13 protein-coding genes and 1 tRNA gene are annotated in these 15,954 nt (G+C 55.7%); 4 read left to right on the plus strand and 10 right to left on the minus strand.

Features of this window, described 5'->3' with window-relative positions:
• Positions 1–18: 18 nt before the first annotated feature.
• From WH279_RS07165 to pepA, 3 genes are all read right to left on the minus strand, one after another.
• The gene (locus WH279_RS07165) at positions 19–2,874 is read right to left on the minus strand and encodes a valine--tRNA ligase (protein ID WP_339455444.1); all 2,856 of its coding nucleotides are present in this window, start codon (positions 2,872–2,874) and stop codon (positions 19–21) included.
• 5 nt (positions 2,875–2,879) lie between these two features.
• The gene (locus WH279_RS07170) at positions 2,880–3,335 is read right to left on the minus strand and encodes a DNA polymerase III subunit chi (RefSeq protein ID WP_133843981.1); all 456 of its coding nucleotides are present in this window, start codon (positions 3,333–3,335) and stop codon (positions 2,880–2,882) included.
• A 134-nt stretch (positions 3,336–3,469) separates the two neighbouring features.
• Positions 3,470–4,978, minus strand: coding sequence for a leucyl aminopeptidase (gene pepA, locus WH279_RS07175; protein ID WP_133843979.1), 1,509 nt, complete (start codon positions 4,976–4,978; stop codon positions 3,470–3,472).
• Positions 4,979–5,234: 256 nt separating this feature from the next.
• Between pepA and lptF the strand changes: the two genes are divergently transcribed.
• Positions 5,235–6,335, plus strand: a complete 1,101-nt coding sequence (gene lptF, locus WH279_RS07180; RefSeq protein ID WP_339455448.1) for an LPS export ABC transporter permease LptF — start codon at positions 5,235–5,237, stop codon at positions 6,333–6,335.
• Complete coding sequence (gene lptG, locus WH279_RS07185; RefSeq protein ID WP_339455450.1) at positions 6,335–7,411, plus strand: LPS export ABC transporter permease LptG; 1,077 nt, start codon at positions 6,335–6,337, stop codon at positions 7,409–7,411. The genes lptF and lptG overlap by 1 nt, the downstream gene beginning before the upstream one ends.
• Before the next feature lie 704 nt (positions 7,412–8,115).
• Here the strand turns inward: lptG and WH279_RS07190 are convergent.
• From WH279_RS07190 to WH279_RS07205, 4 genes are all read right to left on the minus strand, one after another.
• Positions 8,116–9,393, minus strand: coding sequence for a DUF445 domain-containing protein (locus tag WH279_RS07190; protein WP_339455452.1), 1,278 nt, complete (start codon positions 9,391–9,393; stop codon positions 8,116–8,118).
• A 7-nt stretch (positions 9,394–9,400) separates the two neighbouring features.
• Positions 9,401–10,903, minus strand: a complete 1,503-nt coding sequence (locus WH279_RS07195) for a helicase HerA-like C-terminal domain-containing protein (RefSeq protein ID WP_133843971.1) — start codon at positions 10,901–10,903, stop codon at positions 9,401–9,403.
• Between the two features lie 323 nt (positions 10,904–11,226).
• Positions 11,227–11,643 carry a hypothetical protein gene (locus WH279_RS07200; protein ID WP_339455455.1) on the minus strand — a complete coding sequence of 139 codons (417 nt, stop codon included), beginning with the start codon at positions 11,641–11,643 and terminating at the stop codon, positions 11,227–11,229.
• A 162-nt stretch (positions 11,644–11,805) separates the two neighbouring features.
• On the minus strand, positions 11,806–12,324 hold the full coding sequence (locus WH279_RS07205; RefSeq protein ID WP_212813653.1) for a DUF2501 domain-containing protein: 519 nt from the start codon (positions 12,322–12,324) through the stop codon (positions 11,806–11,808).
• A gap of 307 nt (positions 12,325–12,631) precedes the next feature.
• On the opposite strand from WH279_RS07205, the gene WH279_RS07210 reads away from it, so the two are divergent.
• Positions 12,632–12,716 (plus strand) — tRNA-Leu (locus WH279_RS07210).
• Positions 12,717–12,963: 247 nt separating this feature from the next.
• On the plus strand, positions 12,964–13,299 hold the full coding sequence (locus WH279_RS07215; protein WP_339455462.1) for a type II toxin-antitoxin system HicB family antitoxin: 336 nt from the start codon (positions 12,964–12,966) through the stop codon (positions 13,297–13,299).
• A gap of 372 nt (positions 13,300–13,671) precedes the next feature.
• On the opposite strand, the gene WH279_RS07225 is transcribed toward WH279_RS07215, so the two are convergent.
• The 3 genes from WH279_RS07225 to WH279_RS07235 all read right to left on the minus strand — a co-directional run bounded on the left by WH279_RS07225 (position 13,672) and on the right by WH279_RS07235 (position 15,713).
• Positions 13,672–13,986, minus strand: a complete 315-nt coding sequence (locus WH279_RS07225; RefSeq protein WP_339456235.1) for a DUF1294 domain-containing protein — start codon at positions 13,984–13,986, stop codon at positions 13,672–13,674.
• Between the two features lie 87 nt (positions 13,987–14,073).
• Positions 14,074–14,574: a DUF4411 family protein gene (locus tag WH279_RS07230; RefSeq protein ID WP_339455464.1), complete on the minus strand. Its 501-nt coding sequence runs from the start codon at positions 14,572–14,574 to the stop codon at positions 14,074–14,076.
• Positions 14,571–15,713, minus strand: coding sequence for an ImmA/IrrE family metallo-endopeptidase (locus tag WH279_RS07235; RefSeq protein ID WP_339455466.1), 1,143 nt, complete (start codon positions 15,711–15,713; stop codon positions 14,571–14,573). Before WH279_RS07235 ends, WH279_RS07230 begins: the two co-directional genes overlap by 4 nt.
• Between the last annotated feature and the right edge of the window lie 241 nt (positions 15,714–15,954).

The raw sequence follows: 15,954 nt of genomic DNA on the forward strand, positions 1-15,954 counted from the left end.
ATGCCCCTCCCTTCACCATTACAGCGCGGCGATTACCGCCTGCTGCTCAATCAGTTTGATCTTCGCCTGCTCAAAGTCCGCCAGACGTTCACGCTCTTTCGCCACGACGGCTTCCGGTGCGCGCGCCACAAACCCTTCATTGCCCAGCTTAGCGGTGATTTTTTCCATCTCCACCTCCAGCTTAGCCACTTCCTTCACCAGACGCTCCAGCTCCGCCGCTTTATCCACCAGGTCAGCCATCGGGATCAGCAGCTCAGCACCGTCAACCAGTTTGGTCACGGAAACCGGACCTTTCTCGCCCGCTGGCAGCAGCTCAAGCGTTTCAAGACGCGCCAGGGTTTTGAGGAAGTTATGGTTGTCGTTAACACGACGCACCACATCGGCACTGGCGCCACGCAGCAGCACATCCAGCGGTTTGGACGGGGAGATATTCATCTCGTTGCGAATGTTACGCACCGCGACGATCGCCTGCTTCATCCACTCGGTGTCGGTCATCGCTGCCACATCAACACGGCTTTCGCTGAATGCCGGCATCGGTTGCAGCATGATGGTGTCGTCGCTGATGTTTTTGAGCACTTTCACCTGCTGCCAGATGGTTTCAGTGATAAACGGAATAATCGGATGCGCCAGACGCAGCAGGGCTTCCAGTACCGTGACCAGCGTGTTGCGCGTACCGCGCAGCTGAGCCTCAGAACCGCCGTTCATCACGGGCTTAGCCAGCTCCAGATACCAGTCGCAGAACTGGTTCCAGGTGAACTCATACAGGATGTTAGCGGCGATATCGAAGCGATAGCTGTCCAGCGCTGCACGATAGGCTTTCACCGTTTCGTTGAATTCCGCGAGGATCCAGCGGTCCGCCAGCGACAGTTCCAGCTCGCCGCCGTTGAAGCCGCAGTCATGCTCTTCGGTATTCATCAGTACAAAGCGGCTGGCGTTCCACAGCTTGTTACAGAAGTTGCGGTAACCTTCCAGGCGCTTCATATCCCAGTTGATGTCGCGGCCGGTTGAGGCCAGCGCCGCCAGGGTGAAGCGCAGGGCATCGGTGCCGTGTGGCTCAATGCCGTTCGGGAACTGCTTCTCGGTGCGCTTACGGATTTTCTCCGCCAGCTGCGGCTGCATCATGTTGCCGGTGCGTTTCTCCAGCAGATCTTCCAGCGAAATACCGTCAACCATATCCAGTGGGTCGATCACGTTGCCTTTGGACTTGGACATTTTCTGCCCTTCGTCGTCACGGATCAGACCCGTCATGTACACGGTTTTGAACGGCACCTGCGGTTTGCCGTCTTCATCTTTGATGAAGTGCATGGTCAGCATGATCATGCGGGCAATCCAGAAGAAAATGATGTCGAAGCCGCTGACCAGCACGCTGGTCGGATGGAAGGTGCGCAGCGCTTCGGTGTTCTCCGGCCAGCCCAGAGTGGAGAAGGTCCACAGCCCGGAAGAGAACCAGGTATCCAGCACGTCTTCGTCCTGGGTCAGCACCACATCGGCACCCAGATTGTTCTCGGCGCGCACTTCTTCTTCGCTGCGCGCCACGTAGACGTTCCCTTCGGCATCATACCAGGCCGGGATACGGTGACCCCACCACAGCTGACGCGAGATGCACCAGTCCTGGATATCACGCATCCACGAGAAGTACATGTTTTCATACTGCTTCGGTACGAACTGGATCTCACCCTGTTCCACCGCTTCTACCGCCACTTTCGCCAGCGGGGCCGTGCGCACGTACCACTGATCGGTCAGCATGGGCTCGATCACCACACCGCCGCGATCGCCATAAGGCACGGTCAGGTCGTGGGGCTTGATCTCATCCAGCAGGCCGAGGGCATCAATCGCTGCCACGATCGCTTTACGCGCTGCAAAGCGCTCAAGCTTCTGGAATTCAGCCGGAATGGTCGGATCGCAGGCATCAGACTCTTCGCCGTTGGTGTCATACACCTGGGCTGTTTCACGGATGTCGCCATCGAAGGTCAGGATGTTGATCATCGGCAACTTGTGGCGACGTCCCACTTCGTAGTCGTTGAAGTCGTGCGCCGGGGTGATCTTCACGCAGCCGGTGCCTTTCTCCATATCCGCATGTTCGTCACCGACGATCGGAATACGGCGATTAACCAGCGGCAGTACCAGGAACTTGCCGATCAGATCTTTATAACGCGGATCTTCAGGATTGACCGCCACGCCGGTATCACCGAGTACGGTTTCCGGACGCGTGGTGGCGACCACCAGATAATCTTTACCGTCAGCGGTTTTCACCCCATCGGCCAGCGGATAGCGGATGTGCCACATGGAGCCTTTTGACTCGCGGTTTTCCACTTCCAGGTCAGAGATGGCGGTGCGCAGTTTAGGGTCCCAGTTCACCAGGCGCTTGCCACGGTAGATCAGGTTCTCTTTGTGCAGGCGAACGAACACCTCTTTCACGGCATTCGACAGGCCTTCGTCCATGGTGAAGCGCTCACGCTCCCAGTCCACGGAGTTGCCCAGACGACGCATCTGGCGGGTAATGGTGCCGCCGGATTCGGCTTTCCACTGCCAGATTTTTTCGATGAACGCATCGCGGCCGTAATCTTTACGAGTTTTGCCTTCTTCCGCGGCGATCTTACGCTCTACCACCATCTGCGTGGCGATGCCCGCGTGGTCGGTCCCTGCCTGCCACAGAGTGTTTTTACCCTGCATGCGCTGGTAGCGGATCATGGTGTCCATGATGGTCTGCTGGAAGGCGTGACCCATATGCAAGCTACCGGTTACATTCGGCGGCGGGATCATGATGCAGAAGCTTTCCTGGCTGGTGTCGCCATGCGGTTTAAAGTAGCCCTGTTGTTCCCAGTGCTCGTAAAGCGGCTGCTCGATATCTTGCGGGTTATATGTCTTTTCCATGTCTGCTATGTCTTAGGCAAAGGGGGCGTTGCCGTATTCAAGTGGAATCCAACGCTGCGATAAGCTTTATAGCGGTCGCGCGCCAGCTGTTTCAAAGATGGTTCATAGGGGACGAAGTCTACCACTTCATAGAAAGCGGTGGCAAAATCTGCAAACTGCGGCAGCAGGCTGATCAGCAGGTCGCGCGGTGAATTACCGCGACGTTGTGGCCAGGCCAGCTCGACCGGGGCACCATACTTTGGGCCTTCTCCGGCCAGATTATGCGGCACGAAAGCATTCGCCGGGCGTTGCCACAGGGCTTCATCCAGCCGGATGGCCTGCGCTTCGTCTTCACAGGCAATCAGCACGCGTTTCCCGTCACGCCAGCGGGCCTCAGCCAGATCGCAGACCAGCGCTTCATGAGCGCTCAGCCCGTCAACCGGGGTGTCGGTTTCCAGCAGATAGAAAGTTGCGTTTTTCATAATGATGCCAGTTGGGTTGGTCAGATCCGTAGGGGCCAGGCATGCCTGGCCCCTACAAATACGATGGCGGTGTCGCAGGGGTCAGGCATGCCTGACCCGAACGAGGCACCCTGCAGGCACCTGTTACCGTCGGTTTAATCGTCGCCGTTCAGACCTGCGCGGTTCAACAGGAACTGAGACAGCAGGGCAACCGGACGACCGGTCGCGCCTTTGGCCTTTCCTGAACGCCAGGCGGTTCCGGCCACATCAAGATGTGCCCAGTTGTACTTACGCGTGAAGCGCGCCAGGAAGCAGGCTGCGGTGATGGCACCACCCGGGCGGCCGCCAATGTTTGCCATATCGGCAAAATTGGAATCCAGCTGCTCCTGATATTCATCCGCCATCGGCAGACGCCATGCGCGATCGCCTGCCTGTTCTGAAGCACCAATCAGCTCATGCGCCAGCGGGTTGTGGTTCGACAGCAGGCCGCTGATATGGTGGCCCAGCGCAATCACGCAGGCTCCGGTCAGCGTGGCCACGTCGATAACCACATCCGGGTCAAAGCGCTCAACGTAGGTCAGGGCATCGCACAGAACCAGTCGACCTTCCGCATCCGTGTTCAGCACTTCTACGGTCTGGCCTGACATGGTGGTCAGCACGTCACCTGGACGGTAAGCGCGGCCACCCGGCATGTTTTCACAGCCCGCCAGCACGCCCACCACGTTCAGCGGCAGACCCAGCTCAGCAACCATACGCATGACGCCATACACTGAGGCCGCCCCGCACATATCGTACTTCATTTCGTCCATCGCTTCGCCCGGCTTGAGCGAGATACCGCCGGTATCAAAGGTCACGCCTTTCCCGACCAGCACGATGGGACGCGCTTCTTTATCCGGGTTGCCTTTGTACTCGATCACCGACATCAGGGATTCGTTCTGCGAACCGGCCCCGACGGCGAGATAGGCGTTCATCCCCAGCTCTTTCATCTGCTGTTCGCCGATGACGCGGGTGGTGATGTTGGCCCAGGTATCCGCCAACTGGCGCGCCTGTGACGCCAGGTAAGCGGCGTTACAGATGTTCGGTGGCATATTGCCGAGATCTTTCGCGGCCTTAACGCCCGCAGCCACCGCCAGACCGTGCTGAATAGCACGTTCACCGCTGGTCAGTTCGCGGCGCGTCGGCACGTTGAACACCAGCTTGCGCAGCGGACGACGCGGCTCAACCTTGTTGCTTTTCAACTGGTCGAAGCTGTACAGCGTCTCTTTTGACGTTTCTACCGCCTGGCGTACTTTCCAGTAGGTATTGCGCCCTTTGACGTGCAGCTCGGTCAGGAAGCAGACGGCTTCCATCGATCCGGTGTCGTTCAGCGTGTTAATGGTCTTTTGAATGACCTGCTTGTACTGACGCTCATCCAGCTCACGCTCCTTGCCACAACCAATCAGCAAGATACGTTCAGAGAGAATGTTCGGCACATGATGCAGCAGCAGAGTCTGGCCGACTTTTCCTTCCAGTTCACCACGGCGCAGCAGGGCGCTAATGTATCCATCGCTGATTTTATCCAGCTGTTCAGCAATCGGTGACAACCGGCGCGGTTCAAACACGCCCACCACAATACAGGCACTGCGCTGTTTTTCCGGGCTACCGCTTTTTACACTGAACTCCATGCACTCTCCTGAATCTTAAAGACAACGGCGCTTGCTGCGGCTAGAATAGACCGCTTTCGTAACGTATAGCGCTGTCGCATAACGCTGTTGTCAGATTGGGTTTTGGTGAGGATTATTTTTTTTTGCATCACCAGAACACGGTTGTTGTCATACTATTTTAGTAGTGACATGGGCCATTGATGAGAATAAATGGCGTATAAGCGATGAAACTAGCGATTTTCCTGCAAAAAGACAAGTTTTCACAGGCGTACTCAGCGTGATCATTATTAGATATCTGGTTCGGGAAATGCTTAAAAGCCAGCTGGCTATCCTGTTCATCCTGCTGCTGATCTTCTTTTGTCAGAAGTTAGTCAGGATACTGGGAGCCGCGGTGGATGGCGAGATTCCTACAAATTTAGTGCTGACCTTATTGGGCCTTGGCGTGCCCGAGATGGCACAGCTGATCCTGCCGTTAAGCCTCTTTTTAGCCATTTTGATGACGCTTGGCCGGTTATACACCGAGAGTGAGATCACCGTGATGCACGCCTGTGGTTTAGGCAAGAGCGTGCTGGTGAAGGCGGCGATGATCCTGATGTTGTTCACGGCATTGGTTGCCGCGGTCAACGTCGGCTGGATGGGGCCGTGGTCTTCTCGTTATCAAAGTGAAGTGATGCAGAACGCGAAAGCGAACCCGGGCGCCGCGGCGCTGGCCGCCGGCCAGTTCCAGCAGTCTGGCGATGGTCAATCTGTGCTGTTTATCGAAAACGTCAAAGGCAACAATTTTGGCAATGTTTTCCTCGCGCAGTTGCGGCCGAAAGGTAATGCCCGGCCGTCCGTGGTGGTCGCTGACCGTGGCCATATGGAACAGCGTAAAGACGGTTCACAGGTGGTGACGCTCGACAGCGGCACCCGTTTCGAAGGCACTGCGCTGCTGCGTGACTTCCGCATTACTGACTTCAAAAATTATCAGGCGATTGTCGGCCATCAGACCGCCACCCTTGATCCGAATGACTCTGAGCAGATGAGCTTCGGCGAGCTGTGGCACTCTGATAAACCTGATTTCCGCAGTGAGCTGCACTGGCGACTGACGCTGGTGTTCTCGGTGCTGATCATGGCCCTGATGGTGGTGCCGCTCAGCGTGGTCAACCCGCGTCAGGGACGCGTGCTGTCGATGCTGCCAGCGATGCTGCTCTATCTGGTGTTCTTCCTGCTGCAAAGTTCGCTGCGCTCCAGCGGCAATAAGGGGCGCCTCGATCCGGCTCTGTGGATGTGGGCGGTTAACCTCGGGTATCTGGCGCTGGCCGTACTGCTGAATACGTGGGATACGGTGCCAATGCGCCGACTGCGTGCGCGTTTCACTCGCGGAGGATCGGTCTGATGTTTGGCGTACTTGACAGATATATCGGTAAAACGATTTTCAATACCATTATGGCGACGCTGTTTATGCTGGTGTCGCTCTCCGGCATCATCAAGTTTGTCGATCAGCTGCGTAAAACCGGGCAGGGCGAATACACCGTACTCGGTGCCGGGCTGTATACCCTGCTGAGTGTGCCGAAAGATATTGAGATCTTCTTCCCGATGGCCGCGCTGCTCGGGGCACTGTTGGGCTTAGGTACGCTGGCCCAGCGCAGCGAGCTGGTGGTGATGCAGGCTTCCGGTTTTACCCGTATGCAGATTGCCGCCTCGGTGATGAAAACCGCGATCCCGCTGGTGCTGCTGACCATGGCCATCGGTGAGTTTGTGGCCCCGCAGGGTGAGCAGATGGCGCGTAACTACCGTGCGCAGCAGCTGGTGGGCGGTTCGCTGCTCTCCACGCAGAGCGGGCTGTGGGCGAAAGACGGCGATAACTTTATCTTTATCGAACGTATTCGCGGCGACAACCAGCTGGCGGGCATCAGTATTTACAGCTTTAACAAAGAGCGCCGTTTGCAAACCGTGCGCTATGCCGCCTCTGCGCAGTACAACGCGGAGAAAAAACTGTGGGAGCTGGCGCAGGTGGATCAGTCCGACCTGACGGACCCGCAGCAGGTGAAAGGCACCCAGACGCTGAGTGGCGAATGGAAAACCACCCTGACCCCGGACAAGCTGGGTGTGGTGGCGCTGGACCCAACGGCGCTGTCGATCACCGGGCTGTATAACTATACGAAGTATCTGAAGCAGAGTGGGCAGGTGTCTGGCCGCTATGAGCTGAACATGTGGAGCAAGATCTTCCAGCCGCTGTCGGTGGCGGTGATGATGCTGATGGCCCTGTCGTTTATCTTTGGCCCGCTGCGCAGCGTGTCGATGGGGATGCGCGTGGTCACCGGGATCAGTTTTGGCTTCCTGTTCTACGTGCTGGACCAGATCTTTGGGCCGTTGAGCCTGGTGTATAACATTCCGCCATTGCTGGGCGCGCTGCTGCCGAGTGCCGCGTTCTTTGCGATCAGTGTGTTTATGCTGCTGAAGCGGCGGTAATCAGGGCGCTCGGGCCTATCCCGCAGGCGGACCTTTTGTTTCGGTCAGCCTGTGGGGTTAAAGCCAGGTCAACGTCAAGGGCGTTTCGCTTTCCCGCTGTCGCGGGATGAGCGACCCAGGGCGGCCAATCGCCGCCGCCCTGGGGACCCGGGCTTGCGGCAGGCGCCGCGCCCGCTTTCAGCGGGTTCCCTCAGAAAATCGACTTTCCTGCCGGACCGGGTGTGACGGGACGTCCCTGTCCCGGCACACCCTCTCGCCAACGTCCTGTTGGCGCGTCCTGGAAATCCGATTTCCCTCGGCGCAGCTGAGATGCCGCCTCAACGTCAAAACCCAAACCCAAACCCAAACCAGAACCAGAACCAGAACCACTTATTTTGTTTTGGTTGTTTTGGTTGTTTTGGTTGTTTTGGTTGTTTTGGTTTTGACCTGGGATGTTGACTTTCAGGCGGCAATTAAGAATCGCTGAGGAAGCGAAGAGAACCAGGATGAGCCGACAGGACGTCGGCGAAAGTTCGGGCCGGTACAGGACGTACCGTCACGAACGGTCCGTCGGTGAACCGAGCAGACGAAGGCACCCGCGAAGCGGGCGGTTCGCCTGCCGCAAGCCCGGGGTCAAGGGGCGGCGGCGACTGGCCGCCCCTTGTCGCTCAGCCCACGCAGTGGGAAAGCGAAATGCCCTTGACCTGGCCCTGGCCGTTAAGCCTCTACAGCAGCTGCGGCACCAGCGACAGCAGATACAAAATCAACCCAATCACCCCACCGACTAACGTGCCGTTAATGCGGATGCGCTGCAAATCCTTGCCGATATTCAGCTCCACCTGATGCGACATATCCGCAGCGTCCCAGCTCTTCACCGTATCGCTGATATGACGGCTGAGAAACGCCGAGAACTCCGGTGCCACGTTGCTGGCGGCCTCTTCCATATGCTGATTGAGCGAGTTGCGCAGCGGCTCATCCTGCATCAGGGTTTCGCCGAACCACTGCCCGGCAGCACTCACTTTGGCGTGCAGCGTGGAGTCGGGGCGCTCCAGATCGTCTTTCAGCCAGCCACGCAAATCATTCCACAGCTGGCCGATATAGCGGTTCAGCGTCTCATCCTGCTTCAGATACGCTTTAATCTCTTCCGCTTTCTCTGCCATCTCCGGGTCGTTACGCAGGCGGGTAATCAGCCGCTGCACGGCGCGGTTAAAGCCCTGGCGCAGCTGGTGGGCATCATCGTGTTCAATCTCGGTGAGGATCGACTGCACCGCATTGGCCGCCAGCTCGGCGCTTTTCTCTCCCAGCCACTCGCTCGGCAGCATCTTCTCCTTCAGCGGATGCTCGCGCTTCAGCCAGCTCACCACCTGATGGGCGATAAACTCATGCGTGCCGGGCTTATTCACCAGTTGCAGGATCTGCGCCAGCGCATCGTCCAGCAGCTGCTGATGGCGGTTATTCTTCGTCAGACTTTCGAGGATCATGGCCGCCGACTGGCTGAGATCCACTTTATCGATCGCTTTGTGGATCGCCCGGCGCATAAACCCCTGAATACGCTGATCGTCGGCCAGATCGAGAAAGCCGCGCACGGTTTTCAGCACCATCCCGCTCAGGCGGGCGGCGTTGTCCGGGTGGCTCAGCCAGTTAGCAATAATCTGCGCCGGATTATGGCGGCGGATCAGCGCCAGTAGCGAATCGGTATTGAGGAATTTGTCCTGCACGAACAGGGCGAGATTGTCGGCGATACGATCCTTATTACGCGGGATAATCGCCGTATGACGGCCCGCCAGAGGGATCGGCACCCGGCGGAACAGCGCGCTGACCGCGAACCAGTCCGCCAGTGCCCCGACCATCGACGCCTCTGCCACCGCTTTCAGCCCGGCGACCCAGGGATTGGGCGGCCAGTACAGCGGCCAGAGAATGGTGGCGATAAACAACAGCGCCGCACCGACCAGCAACAGCAGCGGCAGGCGCTTCGCCCGGATTAACTCACGTTCCTTATCCATAAAGCCCTTATCGTTTCCTTCCGCCCATAATGCTGCCTAACACACCACGGATGATTTGATTGGTGATCTGTCGCGCTGCGCTTTTGGCCACGCTCTGCACCACGCCATCATGCTTGCCGCCGCGCGGCCCGGTGGTGCCGAACAGAATGTCCTTCAGCCCGCCGAGAATACCGTTATCCACCGCCACATTCTCGCCTTTGGCGGCGGGAGCGCTGGCGCTGTTCGTGGCGTTCTGTATCCCTTTTTGCAGCATCTCGTAAGCGGATTCGCGATCGACAGCTTCTTCATATTTGCCGGAGAGGGACGAGTGGTTAATCAGCCCGTTGCGCTCGTCGTCGGTCACCGGGCCCATGCGGGAACCGGGGGCAATGACCATCGCACGCTGCACCACAGAGGGGCTGCCTTTCTCATCGAGGAAGGAGATCAGCGCTTCACCGGTGCCGAGCTCCTGAATGGCCGTCACGGTATCAAACGCCGGGTTGGCGCGCATGGTCTGCGCCGCCACCTTGACCGCCTTCTGGTCTTTCGGGGTAAAGGCACGCAGGGCATGCTGCACGCGGTTACCCAGCTGTCCGAGCACCGCATCCGGCACGTCCGACGGATTCTGCGATACAAACCACACGCCCACGCCTTTCGAGCGGATCAGACGGATCACCTGCTCGATCTTATCCAGCAGCACTGCGGGCGCATCGTCAAACAGCAGATGCGCCTCATCAAAGAAGAACACCAGTTTCGGCTTCTCCAGATCGCCCGCCTCCGGCAGTTGCTCATACAGCTCCGACAGCAGCCACAGCAGGCTGGTGGCGTACAGTTTTGGCATCTGGTACAGCTTCTCCGACGCGAGGATGTTGATTATCCCTTTGCCGTTCTCATCGGTGCGCATCCAGTCTTTGATATCCAGCATCGGTTCACCAAAGAAGTATTCCGCTCCCTGCTGCTCCAGCGACAGCAGCCCGCGCTGGATAGCCCCCACCGAGGCGCTGTTGATATTGCCGTACTGGGTCTGGAACGCTTTGGCGTTCTCGCCGATATACTGCGTGGCGGCGCGCAGATCCTTAAAATCGAGCAGCAGCAGGCCCTGGTCGTCGGCCACACGGAAGATAATCTGCAATACGCCGCTCTGTACGTCGTTCAGATTCAGCAGGCGTGCCAGCAGCAGTGGCCCGAGGTCCGACACCGTGGCGCGCACCGGGTGGCCGCGTTCGCCAAAGATATCCCACAGTGCCACCGGATTCCCCTGCGGTGACCAGTCCGTGACGCCAATCTTCGCCAGACGGGCGAGCAGTTTCTCTGACTCGGTCCCGGCTTTGGCAACCCCGGTTAAATCACCTTTCACATCGGCCATAAACACCGGCACGCCGATATTTGAGAAGCTCTCCGCCAGCTTTTGCAGCGTGACGGTTTTACCGGTGCCGGTCGCACCCGTGATCAGCCCGTGGCGGTTCGCCATCGCGGGCAGCAAATGCAGTTGTTGTTCCGTGGTCTGGGCAATCAGCAGCGGCTCGGTCATCGTCAACGATCCCTTTGGTGGTAAGACGGAGAATATTTTGTAAGCATAGCAGGCGTCTCCGTCAATTACGGCTTGCCAGTTAATGTCCACTCTCAGTAAGTTAGACGATATTACATGATGGAGGTGGAAGATGGATGCAGCAGTACTTTCTGTGATTTCAATCGGCGGTGCGCTGGCGTGATGCGGTCCACGTAACACCTGGCTACGCTTTAAAGCCCCGCTCGACCGTTTAGGGGGGCGGCGTGATGGCGCTGCTGGGCATTCGGCTGATGGTAAAATAGTAGCCGGGCCAGGCCTTCTCGCCGACCCGGGACGGCCTGAGCTTAATGACGGGTATCCTGACCACCAAAGATATTGGCACGGCTGGATGACGATGATCCGTCGTTATAATGCGTGTCCTGCCCCTTAAAGATATTCTCCCGGCTGGTCGATGAGCGACCGTCGCTGTAGGCTGTATCCTGCCCTTTGAAGATATTTTCACGACTGGTGGAGGTGGTGCCATCGCTGTACGTCGCATCCTGCCCGCCGAAGATATTGGCCCTGCTGGATGAGGTGCGCCCGTCGCTGTACGTGACATCCTGCCCTTTGAAGATATTGGCACGGCTGGTGGAGGTGGTGCCGTTATCATAGGTGCAGTCATAACCCTCAAAGATATTCTTGCGGCAGCTGTCTGCCTGGGCCGTGGCACAGACACCGGCCAGCAGGAGGGCGGGTAACAGTGTGAGCAACCGGATTTTCATCGTATTTTCCTTTATGCAGACCGGAATGGCAGAACCTCAACATAAGCAAACACTGTGCAGAAAAGATGGAGAATGGCGGGGCGAATAATAAAAAAGGCCACACAACGGTGGCCGGGGGGAAGAAGGCGGCAAGGGGACAGCCCTGCCGCCTTAAGAGAGAGATTACGAGATAAACTGTTTGCCCTGCTTCAGCACCAGATCACAGGCTTTGGTTTTCACCTTCTTGCCGATGGCGGTATCACCCAGCGATTTCAGGTTCACCTGCTGATTGTTGCCGGTGTTCAGCAGACCCATCAGGCCCTGCTTATAGTCGGTGGTTTCCTGCTGCTTCTGCGTATCCGCCAGCCCCAGCTTACCGAGCAGTTTGTCTTTCACCGATGACACATTGTTATCGACAATATTGTTCTTCACACAGTACTCCAGCACACCCGCCGCATTGGTCATGGTGCCCGCACTGAGCGACTGGCTGCCACCGTTCAGTAACCCGGTCAATGCACCCAGCGAGTTGCCCGCAGGCGCTGCGTTAGCACCGGAGGTATTGGAGGTGGTGCTGCTGTTGTTCTGGCCCAGCGCGCTGGCGGCTGAGTTAAGCTGATCCTGCCAGCTGGCGGCACCCGCCGTGGCGCTGAACAGTGCGGTGGTCACTGAACCTGCCAGAACCCATTTCATTGCTGCTTTCATTGTTAGCCCTATTCGATGTGATGTGACGCACGCTGCCCTCCTGGCCACGCGCTGATATCTGATTGTTCCGACTGCCGGAGAGCGGGTGAGTTCCACCGCGCAGCGCCGTACAGCCATTATGGTCCAGGGTTTAAGAATTATCTGCACTGAAACATCACAGGGGCGGGGCACGCGACGCCCGGACGGGATATCAATACGCTGGCCCGGCGCACGTTTTTTCAGCACTCAGACGCAGACCCTGCGGAATAGGGTTGCGTATGCAGGCGGTAACGGTATAATCCACAACGTTTTCCGCATACCCTTCAGTGCCGAAGTGGCGAAATCGGTAGACGCAGTTGATTCAAAATCAACCATCGAGAGATGTGCCGGTTCGATTCCGGCCTTCGGCACCATAAAGCGTATGAACATTGAAGCCACCGAAAGGTGGTTTTTTTGTGTCTGCAATTTACCTAACCACTTCTTGATCCCCCGTCGTGTATGTGCCAGCCTCTAAGCTCTGTTATTAGGGCTATAGTTTTTGAATTTGGGTTGATATCACTTTTTGATATCATTAAGGGTCTTGTGGCGGGCAAAAAAAGAGGCTAAAGCGCACCAGGTTCGTGATGCGAAGGTATTTTTAATAGCGGTAGGAGTAACACCATGATGAATACCATGACATATAAAGGTTATTCGGCAAGGATTGAATATTGTGAAGAAGATCATTGCCTTGTGGCCCACGTAGCGGGTATCAGGGATATCATTGGGTTCCACGCTGACAATGTAGTCGAACTGCGAAAAGCATTTGAAGAGAGCGTGGATGACTATATTTCCTATTGCGCCGCACAGGGGCGTGAACCGCTCCGTCCGGCGAGTGGTAAAATTAGTCTGCGCATTGCTCCTGAGATCCATTCCGCTATTAATGTTGCAGCGGAAGTCGCTGGCAAAAGCGTTAATCAATGGATCAACGACGCGCTTATCAAAGCTGCGCATGGTTGATCGCTGGATGTGATCCTTAAGATTAATGCAGCGGATCGACTGCAAAGAACGGATGGAGATCCGCAATGACCGCAAAGCGTAAATTTAAAACCCCTGCCTTTGAAGCTATTCACTGCGCAGCTTCTGGAGTATTCAGCATTGGTGCCATCCCGCATAACGATGCGTGATTTTAATCAGGCCTGCATTGATTGCGAGGACGAGTTACAGCTTGCTCAGATCACAGCATACAGCAGAAGGCCTTTGTCGAAATAGTATGCGAAAGTGCTAATATTATTGCCATATTTTGGTTTAAGAGAAAGAATATTAGCACGTTGGTGACGGTGGTTTAGTTGAACAATGGAGCAGCTCAGCCAGGGTTTCGTATGACATTGGTCAACGAAAATAAAAATCATATGTAGCTATCAGCAGTAAGACCTGGTTAAGGATGACTGTGATGGCAAACCAGATTTTAAACGGCTGTTTTTGCGTTTTATGGCGAAAGAGTTGCTGACTGACTATCGCCCCAGGCCATCCCCCCAGGAAGCCAGACACTAGCAAAGTAGACTCAGGCACTCTGCGCCAGCCTTTGCGGGCAGCCAGTTTATCCCATCCATAGATAAGACATGTCAGTGTGCTTGCAAGCAGGAACCATATTACAAATGGGGGAGGCAGAAATGTGCTGCCCAGTGCTGTTAAGGCCAGAAGCAGTTAATAGAATAGATTCAGTTTTATTTAATTGGCACCGCGCTCCTCACTCATAAAGAAGGGAAACTTTATTTAGTTTCACTGGCTGCATTAAATCTGGCTTTTCTCAAGCACAAAGCGTGCATTCAATTTTCGTAAAAACTGGAAGGTTGTTAAGCAGGGAACCTGCAGTTTTTGGCAGATATTGGGAACTTTAACTTTTCGTGTATTTGCCGGAAACAGTGTCTCATGGGTGATCACTGTCGCTCCCATGGACTTACCTTTTGCAATAATCCATGGGTCTGCTTTAGCCAAAAAGTTATCACGGTCCCGTGGGTTGTAGTCACCAGCCATCACATCGATCAGTATCTGCTGGAAAATGGACTGGGTCGCTGGGTCATCGTTATGAATAAAGTGCTCAGGTCTTGACCTTGCCCAATCCGCCAGTTCATCGTTACCCTCCCGTAACTCTCTGCCGATCATATCGACACTGGCAACAATGCCTTGCTCAAATTGCCAGTCAAGCCATTGCCAGTAAGCAGGGCATATATCCATACCGTAATAAAAATTCTTGGCTTCAATGTAGGTATTCGCATCCAGCAGATATTTCAAAGCCCCAACTCCTTTGCAAAACGCGCGATACTGGCGGGTTTCATTCCATCAAGAAGATCGCCTGCATCACGAAGTAATAGTTGCCCACTCAGCGCCTGGCTCACCACTGCGCGAGAAAAAGAGGTACTGATTTGTGCGTTTTTAGTCCGGTAATAACCCGGTGACCCGGTACCTTTATCACGTTGCGCAAAGGCTTTTTGTTGCATATGAACAAACAGTTCATATTCCTGTTGGTCGATCAGCCTGAGTGTTAAAGCACGGCGAGCAAGTGCCCAGCGACTTACGTGAAAATGCTGTTCCAGATGAGGCAGATTATCCTGCCAGCTTTCATAGCCAGCTTGCCAGTGTGTGAGAAACTCCTCTGCCGGCACTAAGAACTCAGCGGCGACGGCATTACATAAAATTTCTTCTTTAAGATGTGTGGCTGTTCCGCCATCAGAGACACCAGACTGACCTATCCAGATGTGGCATAGCTCATGGATAAGCGTAAACAGCCTTGCACCGGGCGCGTCAGCGTGATTAACAAAAATAATGGGGGCGTAGTCATCAGTAATGGCAAAACCCCGAAACTCTTCCACATTGAAGGGACGGGAATGGTGGCCGAGGCTTGAGGATCGCATCACCAACACGCCAGCAGATTCAATACGCTGTACCAGCTCGCGATAATAATCTTCCCAGCTACCGCGCGTTGGATGGGCATTGACGCCCAGCTTAAGCCGCATATCCAGAACAATAGTCATGGCAGAATCCTGGCTGGAGAAGCGGCCTGATAATTTAGCGGGACCCATAAACTGCTGCTGCAGATATTCCCTGTACCACTCCTGACGCTGGAGCATTATTTTCAGTAAGTCCAGCAACTCTGCACTGGGGCGCTGCACGCCCTTACCCTGAAGGGTACGAAGGTCGGGGATCGGCAGCGTTTCAACCGGTGGAGTCGCCAGGTACAGATAGCCAAAGGGAACATGGGCTTTATCAGCGAAAGTCATCGCCTGATTAAAGGTGATATCGTGCGCCCCGTCTTCCCACTGCTGGAGGCGCTCTTCGCTGGTTCCACATTTACGGGCAAACAAATCCATCGCGATGCCAGAGCGCTCGCGCGCCCAGCTTAGCATTGCCGGATTGATGTTTGCCTTAGTCACTATGGAGCCCCTGTTGCCGAATTTTAAACACGATGATTGTAGTATGTGGGCAGCCCGGGCGGGGCGCAATAGTAGAACAATTAACCTCAAGAAATGCTCAGGATTAAACGATTTATCCTGTCACGGTTCATTAAGATTTTCGATAGAGAAATTCGGCCTGTTGTGACCTCATCGCTGAAAAAATCACCCTAAACATCAGCCCCAATCGTAAGCAAAACAGGTACAATCAGATAAATTTTTA

The sequence above is a fragment of the Erwinia sp. MYb375 genome, from assembly GCF_037479175.1.
Lineage (GTDB): Bacteria > Pseudomonadota > Gammaproteobacteria > Enterobacterales > Enterobacteriaceae > Erwinia > Erwinia rhapontici.